Source organism: Cellulomonas pasadenensis (assembly GCF_047229365.1).
Lineage (GTDB): Bacteria > Actinomycetota > Actinomycetes > Actinomycetales > Cellulomonadaceae > Cellulomonas.
In genome coordinates, this window is sequence record NZ_JBFTEP010000010.1 from 1 (window position 1) to 15436 (window position 15436).

At 75.0% G+C, this 15436-nt stretch carries 15 protein-coding genes; 8 read left to right on the plus strand and 7 right to left on the minus strand.

Going from position 1 to position 15436, the window contains the following annotated elements; all coding sequences use genetic code 11:
- From AB6N23_RS02750 to AB6N23_RS02765, 4 genes are all read left to right on the plus strand, one after another.
- On the plus strand, positions 1-557 hold a 557-nt coding region (locus AB6N23_RS02750), incomplete at its 5' end, for a class F sortase (protein WP_412864540.1).
- A 53-nt stretch (positions 558-610) separates the two neighbouring features.
- Entirely contained in the window at positions 611-1216 is a 606-nt protein-coding gene (locus AB6N23_RS02755) for an RNA polymerase sigma factor (protein WP_412864619.1), read from the plus strand.
- A 7-nt stretch (positions 1217-1223) separates the two neighbouring features.
- A complete protein-coding gene (locus tag AB6N23_RS02760) occupies positions 1224-1994 on the plus strand; it encodes an anti-sigma factor (RefSeq protein WP_412864542.1) in 771 nt (256 codons plus the stop codon).
- An 85-nt stretch (positions 1995-2079) separates the two neighbouring features.
- Positions 2080-2466: a mycothiol transferase gene (locus AB6N23_RS02765; RefSeq protein WP_412864544.1), complete on the plus strand. Its 387-nt coding sequence runs from the start codon at positions 2080-2082 to the stop codon at positions 2464-2466.
- Between the two features lie 661 nt (positions 2467-3127).
- Here AB6N23_RS02765 and AB6N23_RS02770 read toward each other — a convergent pair.
- Positions 3128-4438 (minus strand): helix-turn-helix domain-containing protein, encoded by a 1311-nt coding sequence (locus AB6N23_RS02770; RefSeq protein WP_412864546.1) that lies wholly within the window; start codon positions 4436-4438, stop codon positions 3128-3130.
- A gap of 257 nt (positions 4439-4695) precedes the next feature.
- Between AB6N23_RS02770 and AB6N23_RS02775 the strand changes: the two genes are divergently transcribed.
- Together AB6N23_RS02775 and AB6N23_RS02780 are read left to right on the plus strand one after the other, a co-directional pair.
- Positions 4696-5064: a hypothetical protein gene (locus AB6N23_RS02775; protein WP_412864548.1), complete on the plus strand. Its 369-nt coding sequence runs from the start codon at positions 4696-4698 to the stop codon at positions 5062-5064.
- Between the two features lie 25 nt (positions 5065-5089).
- Positions 5090-5938 (plus strand): PhzF family phenazine biosynthesis protein, encoded by an 849-nt coding sequence (locus AB6N23_RS02780; protein WP_412864550.1) that lies wholly within the window; start codon positions 5090-5092, stop codon positions 5936-5938.
- An 11-nt stretch (positions 5939-5949) separates the two neighbouring features.
- On the opposite strand, the gene AB6N23_RS02785 is transcribed toward AB6N23_RS02780, so the two are convergent.
- Complete coding sequence (locus tag AB6N23_RS02785; RefSeq protein WP_412864552.1) at positions 5950-6324, minus strand: nuclear transport factor 2 family protein; 375 nt, start codon at positions 6322-6324, stop codon at positions 5950-5952.
- Positions 6325-6492: 168 nt separating this feature from the next.
- Between AB6N23_RS02785 and AB6N23_RS02790 the strand changes: the two genes are divergently transcribed.
- Together AB6N23_RS02790 and AB6N23_RS02795 are read left to right on the plus strand one after the other, a co-directional pair.
- Entirely contained in the window at positions 6493-6663 is a 171-nt protein-coding gene (locus tag AB6N23_RS02790) for a hypothetical protein (protein ID WP_412864554.1), read from the plus strand.
- A 213-nt stretch (positions 6664-6876) separates the two neighbouring features.
- Positions 6877-7005 (plus strand): GrpB family protein, encoded by a 129-nt coding sequence (locus AB6N23_RS02795; protein ID WP_412864556.1) that lies wholly within the window; start codon positions 6877-6879, stop codon positions 7003-7005.
- Between the two features lie 120 nt (positions 7006-7125).
- Here the strand turns inward: AB6N23_RS02795 and narI are convergent, their stop codons facing one another.
- From narI to AB6N23_RS02820, 5 genes are read right to left on the minus strand one after another with little or no spacing between them, the layout of a single operon-like run.
- Positions 7126-7890: a respiratory nitrate reductase subunit gamma gene (gene narI, locus AB6N23_RS02800; protein WP_412864558.1), complete on the minus strand. Its 765-nt coding sequence runs from the start codon at positions 7888-7890 to the stop codon at positions 7126-7128.
- Positions 7887-8591, minus strand: coding sequence for a nitrate reductase molybdenum cofactor assembly chaperone (gene narJ / locus AB6N23_RS02805; RefSeq protein ID WP_412864560.1), 705 nt, complete (start codon positions 8589-8591; stop codon positions 7887-7889). Before narJ ends, narI begins: the two co-directional genes overlap by 4 nt.
- On the minus strand, positions 8588-10408 hold the full coding sequence (gene narH, locus AB6N23_RS02810) for a nitrate reductase subunit beta (protein WP_412864562.1): 1821 nt from the start codon (positions 10406-10408) through the stop codon (positions 8588-8590). Before narH ends, narJ begins: the two co-directional genes overlap by 4 nt.
- A 31-nt stretch (positions 10409-10439) precedes the next feature.
- Positions 10440-14216: a nitrate reductase subunit alpha gene (locus AB6N23_RS02815; RefSeq protein WP_412864564.1), complete on the minus strand. Its 3777-nt coding sequence runs from the start codon at positions 14214-14216 to the stop codon at positions 10440-10442.
- A gap of 56 nt (positions 14217-14272) precedes the next feature.
- Positions 14273-15424 carry an MFS transporter gene (locus tag AB6N23_RS02820; protein ID WP_412864566.1) on the minus strand — a complete coding sequence of 384 codons (1152 nt, stop codon included), beginning with the start codon at positions 15422-15424 and terminating at the stop codon, positions 14273-14275.
- Positions 15425-15436 lie beyond the last annotated feature (12 nt).

Here is a 15436-nt window from a genome sequence, read left to right on the forward strand (position 1 = left end):
CCGCGACGGCGTCCGCCACGCCGACGCCGCCCGCGGCCCCGCCCGCCGCCGTGCCGGCCGTGCCGCTGCGGGACGCGTCCCTCGGCGCGACGCCGCAGCCGGCGGTGGTCCCGCCGGTCCGGGTGCAGGTGCCCGACCTCGGGATCGACATGCCGGTCGAGCCGGCCGGCGTCGCCCCCGCGGGCGACATGGCCCTCCCCGACACCGCCGAGGTCGCCGCCTGGTACGAGTTCGGCCCGGCGCCCGCGGCGCCCGAGGGCTCGACGCTCGTCGCGGCGCACGTCGACTCCGCCACCACCGGCATCGGCCCGTTCGCGCGGCTCCGGGACGTGGCGGCGGGCGCCGCGGTCGTCGTCACCACCGCCGACGGGACCACCTACGAGTACCGCGTGCAGGACGTGGTGCGCGTGCCCAAGGACACCGCGCCCGTCGGCGAGTGGTTCGACCGCACCGGCGCCCCGCGGCTCGTGCTCGTGACCTGCGGAGGTGCGTTCGACCGCCAGGTCGGACACTATGCGGACAACGTCGTCGTCACCGCCCTCCCCGTGGGTGGCTGACCGTGCTGCAGCAGGTCCGGGAACGGACGACGGGACAGGAGCGGTCCGTGCCGGTGGCAGTACCCCCGTCCGGCCTGTCCGCCGTGCCGCCCGAGCCGGCCGCGGACGACGGCGTCGGCGCCCTCGGCGCGGCCTTCGCCGCGGGCGACGAGGCGGCCGTGCGCGAGGCGTACCGCCGCTGGGCGACGCTCGTGCACACCGTCGCGCTGCGCTCGCTGGGCAGCGTCGCGGAGGCCGAGGACGTCACGCAGCAGGTCTTCGTCGACGCCTGGCGCGGCCGGCACCGCTTCGACCCCACCCGCGCGCGCCTGCCCGCCTGGCTGCTCGGCATCACCAAGCACGCGGTGGCCGACGCCCACGCCCGCCGCGCACGGGACGGCCGGCTCGAGGTGGCCGCGGAGACGTCGACCGTCGCCGCGGGCACCGAGGCGGCACCCGCCCACGACGACCGCGTCGTCGACCGCGTCGTCGTGCGGGACGAGCTCGACCGGCTCGGCGACCCGCAGCGCACGATCCTGCGCCTCGCGTTCTACGACGACCTGACGCACGAGCAGATCGCGCGCCGCCTGGACCTGCCGCTGGGCACCGTGAAGAGTCACGTCCGACGCAGCCTCGCCCGGCTGCGGAGCCGATGGGAGGTGGAGGGTGTCGCCGAGTGACGCGCACGTGGACGACGACGTGCTGAGCCTCCTCGCCCTCGGCGAGGACACCGGCAGCGACGCCGAGCGCGCGCACGTGGCCGCGTGCGCGCGGTGCACCGACGAGCTGGCGCAGCTGCGCGAGCTGGTCGGGGTGGCCCGCGCCGCGCAGGCGGACGGCCCGCTCGTCGCGCCGGCCCCGCACGTGTGGGAGCGGGTCGCGGCCGAGCTGGGCCTGGACGCGACGCCCGTCGCGACGGTGCCGGCGGACGACGCGGGTGCGCCACGCACGGGTGCGCCCGTCGGCGGCGGCACGCTCGCCGCCGGTCCCGCACCCGACGCCGGGCTCGCCCCCGTCGTGCCGCTGCGCGCGCGCCGGTGGGCCTGGGTGGCGGGAGCCGCCGCGGCGGGCGTGCTCGTCGGCGGGGTGGGCGCGTGGTGGACGACCGCGCGCGAGCCCGCGACGACGGTCGTCGCCCGCGCGACGCTCGACGCGCTGCCCGGCTGGCAGGCGGAGGGCACCGCCGAGCTCGAGACCGCGTCCGACGGGTCACGCGTGCTCGTGGTCGACGTCGCCGACGGCGCCCCCGACGCGGGCTACCGCGAGGTGTGGCTGCTGCGCCCCGACGTGTCGGGCCTGGTGAGCCTGGGCCCGCTCACGGGGACCTCCGGCCGGTTCGCGCTGCCCGACGACCTCGACGTGGGCGAGTTCCCCGTGGTGGACGTCTCCGCCGAGCCCCTCGACGGCGACCCGGCCCACTCGGGCGACTCGATCGTCCGCGGCACGCTCGACGTCTGACCCGGGCGCGTCCCCGGCCTCGCCACCGCCGTCCCACCACCGCGGTCGATGCGTCACGAGCGCGGCCTGTGCAACACCCGCGGTCGTGACGCATGGACCGCGGTCGGCGGGGGCGGGGGTCGCCGGGGACGAGGCGGTGTCGGTGGCGTGCGTGCCGGCGTTCTGGGCCGGGTCCGCGGCCCACGCGGACGCGACGGTCGCCGCGCTGATGCTCGCCACCTGCGGCGTCGTGCCGTGGTGGGGGCCGCAGCGGCGGGACGTCACGCTGCACGCGGTGCGGGTGCACCTGCTCGGGGAGGTGGCCCGGCACGCGGGGCACGCCGACGTCCTGCGTGAGGGGCCGGACGGCCGTGCGGGTCAGCGTCCCGGCGACGCGGACGTCAGCGGCCGGACGCCCGAGGGGTGGGCCGCGCACCGGGCGCGGCTGGAGGAGGCAGCGCGCCGGGCGGCGGGACGCGAGCCGCGGGACTGACCCGGGCCGGCGTCAGCGGGCCGATCACGTCGGCGGGGCGACCACGTGGCCGGCACGGGCGGCGCCGGGGAAACGACGACGCGCCGCCCCGGCCGGAGGTCCGGCCGGGTGCGGCGCGTTCGCGTCGAGCCCCGGTGTGCGGGGCGCGCGTGGTGTCAGGACTTGCAGCAGGGCGCGGCGACCGCGGAGTCGGCCTGGGCGATGGCGGCACCGGTGACACCCGTGACGGCGGTGAGGGCGACGAACACGGCGACGACGAGCTTCTTCTTCATGGGAGGACCTCCGGTCTGGTGCGCCGGTCCGTCCGGCACGACGGAGATGTTCCCGACCCGGGTGTCGCGCCCGCAATGACTCTCGGAATACTGGTATAGACTCTCCCCGAATTTTGGTCGCCCGGGCGTGTCGCGGACCGCCCCCCGGGGTCAGATGGCGAACGTCCGGATCCGGCGCGCCCGTCCCCCGGTCGGGGCACATCCGCCCCCCTCTGCGCCGAACCGCCCCCGGCGCCAACGCAGCCCGCGACCCGAGGACCTCCGGCGGCATGCGGCCGTGCGACGTCCCCGGCCGCGCGCAGGCCGTGCCGCACCCGGGCCGGCCGGTGCCGGAAACGACGACGGCGGCCCCGTGCGGGACCGCCGTCGTACCGATCGAGCCGTGCGCCTCAGCGGGCGACGGGCAGGCGCAACGTCGTCCGTGCGCCGAGGGCCGCCAGTGCGCGGCCGTAGGTCTCCACCACCGCGTCCATGCCGTCGCCCGCGACGCGCAGGCGGTCGGCCAGCCGGCGCCACGCCGCGGCGGCGGGACGCCCGGGCGGCATCGACTCGAGCCGGCTCGCCGCCTCCCGGTAGGCCTTGAGGGCCGCCACGCGCTCGCCCGACGCCAGCAGGGCGTCGCCGAGCGCCTCGTGCGCGGCGGCGCCGTCACGGCGCTCGCCGGGCCCGATCAGCTCGACGGCCTTGAGCCCGTAGGTCAGCGCGGCACGGGTCTGCCCGAGCAGGAGCTGCGCGCGCGAGCGGAACGTCGCCGCACGGGCCAGGTCGACCTGGGACTCGCCGATCTCCAGCGCGAGGCGCGCGGCGTCGAGCTCGGCGAGCGCCTCCTTGGGACGCGGCGGCGTCACCTCCAGCAGCAGCTGCGCGAGGTCGAGCCGCAGCAGCGGCACGTCGCTGTCGGCCTCGTCGTTGCCCGAGACCGCGAGGGCGGCCCGCAGGTGCGCGAGCGCCTCGTCGCCGTGGCCGTACGCGTCCTCGACGAACGCCAGGTTCCAGTGCACGGACGACACGGCGCGCGCCGAGCCGTTCTGCAGCGCCCGCGCGAGGAGGTCCTTGCCGCGCACCAGCGCGTACGTGTTGTCACCGCGGGCGACGTACGCCCAGACGAGGGTGGACTCGAGCCGGAACAGCGCGTCGCTGCCGTCCGCGCCCTCGGTGAGCGCGGCGAGGTGGTGCTCGCCGGCCTGGACCGCCGCGGTGAGCTCCCCGGCCTCGGTGAGCGCCATGACGAGGCGGGTCGCCGCCTGCGCGGCCCGGACCGGGCGGTGCCCGTCGGCGAACCGCTGCGTCGCGTCCGCGAGCAGGCGGCACGCCTCCTCGAGCTCGCCGACCCGGTCGAGCGCGTCGGCGTGGGCGAGCAGGACGCGGCCGGCCTGGTCGACGTCGAGGGCGTCGAGGTCGACGGCGGCGAGCTCGGCCGCGGCGGCGCCGGGACGTCCCGAGCGCACGAGCTGGCGCGCGCGGACGACGGCGGCCTCGGACGCCTGGTACGCCGGCGACCGGTCGCCCTGCTCCAGGTAGGTGGTGGTGATGCCGAGCGCGCTCGCGAGCCGCTCGAGCGCCGCCGGACCGGGTCCCCGGATGCCGCGCTCGAGGTGCGAGACGTAGCTCGGATGCATCATCGCCGCCCGGGCGAGGTCGGCCTGGCTCAGGCCGGACCGCTCTCGGGCGTCACGGAGCCTCTCACTGACTGGGTGCACGTCTCTCACGATAGGCACGGGATCCGCCACACGGAAGGGGGACGGGCACCACTGGAAGTCACGATCGCGCAGACAGATCGGGCAATCAGGTCGACGGCGACATCTGCGCGGGTGCCAGCACCCCTCACGTCCTCCCATGACTGGACGACCGACCTGGAGGAGCGGGTGACACGAGTCGTCCCACGACGTGGGCGCGACGCCACCGCCGCCGCCGTATACCCGTGCCGTCGGAGGGGCCCGCCGCCTACGCTCGCCGGATGCTTCCTCAGAACTGGATCGAGCACCGCCGCGCGGGCGACCGCGAGCTCGTCGGCTGGCTGCGCCCCGAGGGCGACGGGTTCGTCGCGGTGGACCGGCTGGGCCGCGCGGTGACCGACGCCGTCGACTGGGACGTCGCCGAGGCGGCCCTCGAGGAGCGCGGCCTGCACTGGCTCGCGGACCTGTGGCAGCTGCGTGTCGAGGACGGCCGGTGGCTGCGCGTGCGCCTGGTGGAGGTCAGCCCGGAGCGGGTCGTCGTCAAGATGGACGACTTCGGGGCCGTGGACGCCGAGATGCGCACGTGGACGCTGCCGTTCCCCGCGCCGGACGTGCTGCGGCCGTACGCGGGCGACCGGTTCACGATCTGACCCGCGGCGTCCGTAGGGTGCGGCCATGACGACGGACGACGTGCAGCGGTGGGCCGCCTTCGCGGCCGCGCCGGGCGGCGGCAACCCCGCGGGCGTGGTGCTCGACGCGCGGGGGTGGTCCGACGCGCGGATGCTCGCCGTCGCCGCGGAGGTCGGCTACGCGGAGACGGCGTTCGTCACCGACCCCGGCACGCTGACCGTCCGGTACTTCTCGCCCGTCGCCGAGGTGCCGTTCTGCGGGCACGCGACGGTCGCGACGGCGGTGGCGCTCGCGGCACGCCAGGGCCCCGGTGACCTGGTGCTCCGCACGCCCGTCGGTCCGGTGACCATCGTGACGCGGGAGGTTGGCGGCGTCCTGACGGCGTCGTTCACGAGCGTCGAGCCGCGCGTCGACGACCTCGCCGACGACGTCCTGGACGAGCTGCTCGGCCTGCTCGGCGTCACGCGCGCCGACGTCGACCCGGCGCACCCGCCGCGCGCGGCGTACGCGGGCAACGTGCACCCGGTGGTCGCGCTGCGCGACGCGACGACGTTCGACGCGTTCACGTTCGACCCCGCCGCCCTGCGCACCCTCATGGACCGCGAGGGGTGGTCCGGCACGGTGACCGTCCTGCACCCGCGCGGCGCGGCCACGGACGCCCCGCCGGAGTACGAGGCGCGCAACCTCTTCCCCGTCGGCACGCTCACCGAGGACCCGGCGACGGGCTCCGCGGCCGCAGCGACGGGCGCCTACCTGCGCGCGCTCGGCCTCGTCGCTCCGCCCGCGCGCGTGCGCGTCCACCAGGGCCGGCACGTCGGCCGGCCGAGCGTGCTGCTCGTCGACGTGCCGGCGACCGGCGGCGTCACGGTCACGGGGACGGCGACGCGCCTCTGAGCCGTCCGGTGTCAGTCCGCGCCCGGGCCCGTGTACTCCAGGCCCGGCCAGTGCGCCCACTCCTCGAAGTGCTCGACGCGCCCGTCGACGGCGAAGCGGATCACCCACAGGTCGCGGAACTCGTGCGGCTCGTCGCCGAGGTAGTGCACCTCCGCACGCACGACGGCCGTGTGCGCGTCGACCGCGAGCGGCTCGGCGGTCATCGTGAACGGCGTCGGGTCCGACCAGAACTCCGCGATCGCGTCGCGCCCGCGCAGGCCCTCGTCGTACGCGCCCCGCAGGTAGAGCGCGTCCGGCGTGAACAGGCGGTCGACCGCCGCCACGTCCTGGTCGCGCCACGCGCGCTCGTACTCCCGCACCCACGTCATGACGTCCGTGGCGTCCATCGCGAACCCCCTCCGCTCCACCCTCCGAGCCTGGCACGGTCGACCCGTCCCGCGCCCGCGTGTCGTGCGACGGACCGACCCTGCTCGAGGTGCGCGGAGGGGCCCGGCTGGGGATGCTCGACGTGGGCGGTCCCCGCCCGAGGCACCACCGACATCGGAGGAGCACGCATGAGCGAGAACCCCGGCCCCCCGTCGACGGGTGGCGGCACCCACGGCGACGAGCAGCGCGGCGCGCCCGTCGACACGGGCACCGGCCCGAACGAGGCCGACGTGAACCAGGAGTCGGTCGGCGAGTCGGCCGAGCACCCGGAGGACGACCAGCGCTTCGACGCCGGCTGACGGCTACCGCTCCCCCGCCGAGCTCGTCCCCCCGGACGCCCACCTCGTCACTCCGGCCTCGACCTCGTCAGGGAGGAGTGACGAGGTCGAGGCATGTCGCCCGAGGTCGCCGGTCCGCCGTCGAGGTCGCCGGTCCGGACCGGCGACCTCGGCGCGCGACGGGCGACCTCGGCGAGGTGGTGGCTCGGGCGCGGCGCCGGGACGGAGGTGGGTGTGCTGCGACGCGCCCACCCCCACCTGCTCGCCGAGTACGACGCGGTGAAACGCCGCGCGGACGGCACCCCGGCGTACGAGGACGCCAAGTCCGCCTTCGTCACCCGCCTCCTCGAGTCCGCCCCCTGACCCGGCCCCGCCCGCCGAGCTCGCCTGTGCCGCGCCCAGGTCGCCGGTCCCGGCAGGCGACCTCGCCGCCGGACCGGCGACCTCGGCGAGGTGGAGGCGTGGAGGCTGGGGGCAGCGCGGTCAGCGGCGGGCGTCCGGTCGGTCGCCGGCGCCCACGCGCTCCCAGCCCCGGCGGTCCGCGCGCGTGCCGAGCCGCGCCGGGCCCTTCGAGCGGTAGACGACGTACGGGCGCCACAGGTACCCGACCGGCGCGCTGAACACGTGCACGAGCCGCGTGAACGGCCACAGCGCGAACAGCAGCATCGCGGACATGCCGTGCAGCTGGAACCCGAGCGGCGCCTCGGCCATGAGCTCGGGGTGCAGGTCGAACCGGAAGATGCCGCGGAACCACACCGAGACGCCGTCGCGGTAGTCGTAGTGCCCGCCGAGGTTGAGGATCGAGCCGGCGACCGTGTTCCACATGCCGAGGGCGATCACGACCGCGAGCACCAGGTACATGACCTTGTCCATGGGCGTGGTCGCGCTGAACACGGGCCCCACGGTGCGCCGCCGGTAGATGAGCAGCGCCATCCCGACGACGGTGCAGACGCCCGCGACCGCGCCGATCGTCACGGCGAGGAAGTGGTACACCTCCTCGCTCATGCCGACGGCCTCCGTCCACGACTTCGGGATGCCGAGGCCCATGACGTGCCCGAGGAACACGGCGAGGATGCCGAAGTGGAACATCGGGCTGGCCCAGCGCAGCAGCCGGCTCTCGTAGAGCTGCGACGAGCGGGTCGTCCAGCCGAACTTGTCGTAGCGGTACCGCCAGACGTGCCCGAGCACGAACACCGCGAGGCAGACGTACGGCACGACGACCCACAGGACGGTGTCGAGGGCGGTCATCGGCGCACTCCCGGGGTCGGCAGGAAGACAGGGCCGGCCGGCTGGGCGGCCTCCATCGTGGTGGGTGGTCCGAACGGCTCCAGCCCGACCTCCTCACCCGGCGGGCCGGCGGCGGCGAGACGCGCGACGGCCGTGCGCTCGTCCTCGCCGAGCGGCGGCAGCGTGGCGCCGACCGCGACGAGCGCGTCCGCCCACGGCGACCCGGCGTCCCGCAGCGCCATGCGCAGCAGCTCGAGACCGGCGCGGTGGTCCTGCAGCAGCCGCAGCCCGGCCTGCTGCGCCGGCCCCTCGGTCGACGCGAACTCCAGCACGACGGCGACGTGGTCGGGCAGCTCGTCGCTCCCGAGCTCGAGCCCGGCCGCGCGGTACGCCTGCTTGACCTCGACGAGGGCGATGCCGCGTTTCCGCGTGTCGCCGTGCGCGTAGTACGTGAGGTAGGGCGAGCAGCGGCGGCGCAGGTCGAACGTGCGGACGTAGTCGGCCTGGAGCTCGCCGAGCGGCGTGGCGGCGACGTGGTCGAGGAGCCGGTCGAGCGGCTCGCGCGCGCCGGGGCCGACCTCGGCCGCCGCCGCGCGCAGCACGGGTAGCAGCGCCTGGAGGTCGTCCGTCGGGTACTCCAGCAGCAGCGACGCGAGCCGGTGCACGACGGCCGTCTCCCGCGCGGTCGCCGCCCGCGAGCGCGGGCGCGTGAACAGGCTCATCGGTCGTCCTCCGACGCACCCGTCGGCCGGCCCGGGTCGACCGGCCCACCCGCTCCCCCGGCGCCCGCCGGTCCGCCCGGCTCGCCGCCCGCGGGCCGCGGCTGCACGTGCGCCGCGTCGTCGTCGGACGCGGGCTCCCGCAGGTTCGCGCCGTCGGGCCCGGGGCGGGGCGGGAACATCCCGTCGGGCGCGGACTTCCCGTCCCAGTTGAGCAGGTTGACCCGTGCCGTGCGCGTCGCCGGCTCGGCCACCGTGTCGGTCGTCTGCCGCTGTTGGAGCATGTGGAAGTTCTCGACCGCGATCGGGTCGTTGAGGTACGCGCCGCCCGACCCCTCGCCGAACGGCCCGGACCCGCCCATGCCGGGCCCGCCGTCGTAGTCCAGCGAGCACTCGGTCGCCAGCTCCTCCAGGCCGTGCGCCTGCTCGGCGTGCGCGGACGGGATGACGTACCGCTCGTCGTACTTGGCCAGCGCGAGCAGCCGGTACATCGCGTACATCGTGTCCTCGTCCATGCCGACGGACGCCGGGATCGACGCGTCGGCCTCGCGGCCGAGGTTGATGTCGCGCATGTACGACCGCATGGCCGCGAGCCGCTTGAGGACGGCCGTGACGGGTGCCGTGTCGCCGGCGGTGAACAGCTCCGCGAGGTACTCGACGGGGATGCGCAGGTGCTCGATCGCGGCGAACAGGTTGTCCGCGCGCTCGGCGTCCTCTCCCGTCTCCGCGACGACGTCGACCACGGGCGACAGCGGCGGGACGTACCAGACCATCGGCATGGTGCGGTACTCGGGGTGCAGCGGCAGCGCGATCTCGTAGCGGCTGATGAGGTCCCACACGGGAGAGCGCTGCGCGGCCTCGACCCAGTCGCGCGGGATGCCCGCGCGCTCCGCCTCGCGCTGGACGGTCGCGTCGCGCGGGTCGAGCAGGACGCTGCGCTGCGCGGCGAGCAGCTTCGTCTCGTCCGGCTCGCTCGCCGCCTCGAGCACGCGGTCGGCGTCGTAGAGGACGAGCCCGATGTACCGCAGCCGGCCGACGCACGTCTCCGAGCAGACGGTCGGCAGCCCGACCTCGACGCGCGGGAAGCAGAACGTGCACTTCTCGGCCTTGCCCGTGCGGTGGTTGAAGTAGACCTTCTTGTACGGGCAGCCCGTGACGCACTTGCGCCAGCCGCGGCACGCGTCCTGGTCGACGAGGACGATGCCGTCCTCGGCGCGCTTGTAGATGGCTCCCGACGGGCATGACGCCGCGCAGGACGGGTTGAGGCAGTGCTCGCAGATGCGCGGCAGGTAGAACATGAAGGTCTGCTCGAACTCGAGCCTCACCTTGTCGGACACCTTCGCGAGCACCGGGTCGTCGGCGAGCAGCTGCGGGCCGCCGCCGAGGTCGTCGTCCCAGTTGGCGCTCCACCGCACCTGCATGTCCTCGCCGCTGAGCAGCGACGTCGGGCGCGCGACCGGTACGTGCTCCTGCAGCGGGGCGTCGGTGAGGTTCTCGTAGTCGTACGTCCACGGCTCGTAGTACTGGTCGATCGACGGCTGCTTGGGGCTCGCGAAGATCGTCAGCAGGTTCTTCAGCCGCCCGCCGGCCTTGAGCTGCAGGCGCCCGCGCGTGTTCAGCGTCCAGCCGCCCTCCCACACCGACTGGTCCTCGTAGGTGCGCGGGTAGCCCTGGCCGGGCCGGGTCTCGACGTTGTTGAACCACACGTACTCGGTGCCCGTGCGGTTCGTCCACGCCTGCTTGCACGTCACCGAGCAGGTGTGGCAGCCGATGCACTTGTCGAGGTTCATGACCATCGCCATCTGGGCCATCACGCGCATCGGGCACCCCCGGGCGTCGTCGTCGTCGCCATCAGTACTCGACCTCCTGCGTCCGGCGCCGCACGACCGTGACCTCGTCCCGCTGGTTGCCCGTGGGGCCGAGGTAGTTGAAGGCGTAGGTGAGCTGCGCGTACCCGCCGATCAGGTGCGTGGGCTTCATGAGCAGGCGCGTCAGGGAGTTGTGGATGCCGCCGCGCCGGCCGGTGGTGCGCGTGCGCGGGACGTCGATGAGCCGGTCCTGCGCGTGGTGCATGTAGACCGTCCCGGCGGGCATGCGGTGCGAGACGACCGCGCGCGCCACGACGACGCCGTTGCGGTTGACCGCCTCGACCCAGTCGTTGTCGCGCACGCCGATGCGGTCGGCGTCGCGGTCGCTCATCCAGATGACCGGCCCGCCGCGCGACAGCGACAGCATGAACAGGTTGTCCTGGTACTCGGAGTGGATGGACCACTTGTTGTGCGGCGTCAGGTACCGCACGGTGACGCCCAGCCCGACGCCGTCCTCGTCGGTCGTGCCGAGCGCGTTCTCGCCGAAGAGGCGCTGCATGTCGAGCGGTGGACGGAAGACCGGCAGCCCCTCGCCGATCTCCGTCATCCAGTCGTGGTCGAGGTAGAGCTGCTGCCGACCGCTGAGGGTGTGCCACGGCTTGAGCCGCTCGACGTTCACCGTGAACGGCGAGTAGCGGCGCCCGTGCGCCTCGGTGCCGGACCACTCCGGCGACGTGATGACGGTGACGGGCGCGGCCTGCGTGTCCGCGAACGTCACGTGCTTGCCCTCGTGCTCGGCGGCGAGGTCGGCCATGCGTGTGCCGGTGCGCCGCTCGAGCGTGTGGAAGCCCTGCACCGCGAGGCGACCGTTGGTCGTCCCGGACAGCGTGAGGATCGCCTCGCAGACGTGCACGTCGCGCTCGAGCAGGGGGCGTCCGTCGGCGCGCGCACCCGGACGGCCGGCGGGGACGCGCGCGACGCCGTTGCGGCGCCGCAGGTGCTCGATCTCCGGCCCGACGTCGAACGTCACGCCCTTGGTCGTCAGGCCGGCCGTGTCGGGGACGGGCCCGAGGGCCGCGAGCTGCGCGGCGACCGCCGGGTAGTCGCGCTCGACCGTGACCAGCTTCGGCATCGTCCTGCCGGGGACGGGGTCGCACTCCCCCGCCCTCCAGTCGCGGACGCGCCCGTGCGGGATCGCCAGCTCGTCAGCCGTGTCGTGCATGAGCGGCACCGCCACGACGTCCGTCCGCGTGCCCAGGTGCGTCTCCGCGAGCCGGCTGAACGTCCGCGCGATCGTGTGGAAGATGTCGAAGTCGGTGCGGGTCTGCCACGGCGGGGCGATGGCCGGGCTGAACGAGTTCACGAACGGGTGCATGTCCGTCGTGTTGAGGTCGTGCTTCTCGTACCAGGTGGCCGCGGGCAGGACGACGTCGGAGAACACGGTCGTGCTCGTCATGCGGAAGTCGAGGCTGACCAGCAGGTCGAGCTTGCCGGTGGGCGCCTCGTCCCGCCAGACCACGTCGCGGGGCCGGTGCTCGGGCGGCGCCTCCGTGGCGCGCAGGTTGGAGTCGGCACCGAGCAGGTGGTGCAGGAAGTACTCGTTGCCCTTGCCGGACGAGCCGAGCAGGTTGGCGCGCCAGACGGTGAGCACGCGCGGGAAGTTCTCGGGCGCGTCGGGGTCCTCGGCGGCGAAACGGAGCGTGCCGTCCTGCAGCCGGCGGACGACGTGGTCGGGCACCGGCTCGCCGGACGCCGCGGCGTCGTCCGCCAGGTCGAGCGGGTTGCGGTCGAACGTCGGGTACGAGGGCATCCAGCCCGACCGCGCCGACTGCGCGACCACGTCGGCGGTGGTCTTGCCGGACAGCTGGCCGCTCCCGGTGCGGCCGGCCGACAGGGTGTCGGCGGCGAACGGGTCGTACCGGAACTGGTCGGTGTGCAGGTACCAGTACGCGGTCTGGATCATCGTGCGCGCCGGGCGCGCCCAGTCCGACGCCGTCGCGTACATCTGCTGGCCCGTCACGGGGCGGACCTTCTCCTGCCCGACGTAGTGCGCCCAGCCGCCGCCGTTGACGCCCTGGCAGCCGGTGAGCGTGGTGAGCGCGAGGAACGCCCGGTAGATCGTGTCGGAGTGGAACCAGTGGTTCGTGCCCGCGCCCATGAGGATCATGACGCGGCCGCCCGACTCCTCGGCGGTCTGCGCGAGCTCGCGGCCGATGCGCTCCGCCTTGGCCGCCGGGACGCCGGTGAACTGCTCCTGCCACGCCGGGGTGCACGGCTCGGTCGCGTCGTCGTAGCCCGTGGGCCACGTGCCCGGCAGGCCGGGCCGGGCGACGCCGTACTGGGCGAGCATGAGGTCGAGGACGGTGGTGACGAGGTGCCCGCCGACCTCGCGGACGGGCACGCCGCGGACGACGGTGCCCGCGGCGCCGTCGGCGGAGTCGAAGCGCGGCAGGGCGACCGCGACGGCGTCCGTGGCGCCGCCGCCCTCGTCGGCGAGGCTCAGCGCAGGACGCGTGCTGCCGAGGTCGAGGTTCCAGCGGCCCACGCCGGCGTCGCCGTAGCGGAAGCCGAGGGAGCCGTTCGGGACGGTCGGCGCGCCGGTGTCCGCATCGACCAGGACCGTCTTGAAGGCCGCGTTCTCGCTGCCCGCCTCGGCGCCGGGCAGGTCCTCCGCGGTGAGGAACTTGCCCGGGGCGTACGTGCCGTCGTCGGCGCGGTCGAGGCGGACGAGGAACGGCAGGTCGGTGTAGCGGGCGGCGTACTGCGCGAAGTACTTCGGGCGCCGGTCGACGTAGAACTCCTTGAGGAGCACGTGGCCCATGGCCATCGCGAGGGCGCCGTCGGTGCCCGGGGCGACGGCGAGCCACTCGTCGGCGAACTTCACGTTGTCCGCGTAGTCGGGCGCGACGGCGACGACCTTCTGCCCGCGGTAGCGCGCCTCGGCCATCCAGTGCGCGTCGGGCGTGCGGGTGACCGGCAGGTTCGAGCCCCACATGATCAGGTAGGCCGCGTCCCACCAGTCGCCGGACTCGGGGACGTCGGTCTGGTCGCCGAACACCTGCGGGCTCGCGACCGGCAGGTCGGCGTACCAGTCGTAGAACGACAGCATCGGGGCGCCGAGCAGCGCGTGGTACCGGGCGCCGACGCCGTGCGACACGATCGACATCGCCGGGATCGGCGAGAAGCCCGCGATGCGGTCCGGACCGTAGGCCCGGATGGTGTGCACCTGCGCGGCGGCGACGATCTCGACCGCCTCGTCCCACGTCGCCCGCACGAGCCCGCCCTTGCCGCGGGCGCGCTTGTAGCGCCGGGCGGCCTCCGGGTCGTCGACGATGCTGGCCCACGCCGCGACCGGGTCGCCGCCCTGGCGTGCCTTGGCCTCGCGGAACAGCTCGAGCAGGCGGCCGCGCACGTAGGGGTAGCGGATGCGGGTCGGCGAGTACGTGTACCAGCTGAACGCGGCGCCGCGCGGGCAGCCGCGGGGCTCGTACTCGGGGCTGTCGGGGCCGACGGACGGGTAGTCGGTCTGCTGGGCCTCCCACGTGATGATGCCGTCCTTGACGTACACCTTCCACGAGCAGGAGCCCGTGCAGTTGACGCCGTGCGTGGAGCGGACGACCTTGTCGTGGCTCCACCGGTCCCGGTAGAAGGTGTCGGCGTCGCGGCCGCCCGCCTGGTGCAGCGTGCGCAGGTCGTCGCTGACCTCGCCGCGCCGTAGGTGCCGGCCGAGGCGCAGGATCGCGTCGGAGGCGGGCCCGTCGAGGCCGGGCGGGGCGGCGCGCGCCGTCCGCGCCGGGGTGGTGCTCTCGTCCGTCGTCACCGGTGGTGCCTCTCGTCGCGTGCGGGCGCTGCGGGGTGCGTGCGAGGGGGTGCGGGTCAGCCCGTGCGGGCGGAGCGGGCGACGGGTCCGCGCGTGAACAGCGCCGCGCCGAGGGAGACGACGGCGAGCAGCGCGAGGCCGATGGTGTAGTCGCCGACCCGGTCGTAGACGGCGCCCATGACGAGCGGCGGCACGAACCCGCCGAGCCCGCCGGCCGCACCGACGAGACCGGTGACGGCGCCGACCTTCTCCGGCGGTGCGAGCCGCCCCACGACGGCGAAGGTCGCCCCGGAGGACGCGCCGAGGAGCGCCGCCAGGCCGAGGAACGCGATGGTCCCGACGGGCATGAGCGGCAGCTCGACGGCTGCGAGCGCCGCGAGCACGGCGATGCCGACGAACGACGTCACGAGCACGGGGACGGGGCCGATCCGGTCGGACAGCGCGCCGCCGACGGGCCGCATCGCGACCGCGAGGACGACGAAGCCGGCGGTCCGGAACGCCGCGTCCTCGGGCGTGAGGCCGAACGCGTTGCCCAGGTACGTGGGCAGGTAGACGCTGAACGCGACGAACCCGCCGAAGCCCACGGCGTAGAGGAACGACAGCTGGCCGGTGGCGGGGAGCTTCGCGGTCGCCCACGTGCGGGCGAGGAAGCTGCCGCTCGGCAGGGTGCGGGTCGGGGCGTCGCGGAGCAGGGCCGCGGCGATCGCGGCGTAGACGACGAGGACGCCGGCGACGATGAGGAACGGCGCCTCGGGCCCGACGCTCTCGGTGAGCCGCACGGTGGTGAACGCGGAGACGGCGGTGCCGCCCATGCCGATGCCGAACAGGCCCAACGCGGTGCCGCGGCGGGCCGGCGGGTACCAGGCGTTCACCAACGGGACGCCGATCGCGAACGTCGTCCCGCCGAGGCCGAGGAAGAACCCGCCGACGAGCAGCGACACGAACGACTCGGCGACGAGGCCGATGAACAGCACCGGCAGCACGGTGAGCAGGCTGACGACCGGGAACATCACGCGTGCGCCGATGCGGTCGGTCAGCGCGCCGACGGGGATCCGGCCGAGCGACCCGACGATCACCGGGACTGCCACCAGCACCGACTGCTGGAACCCCGTCAGGTCCAGCCGGTCGCGGTACGCCGACCCCAGCGGGCTGATGAGCGCCCACGCCCAGAAGTTGACGAGGAACCCGACCGTCGCGAGGACGAGCATGCGGGTGCCCTG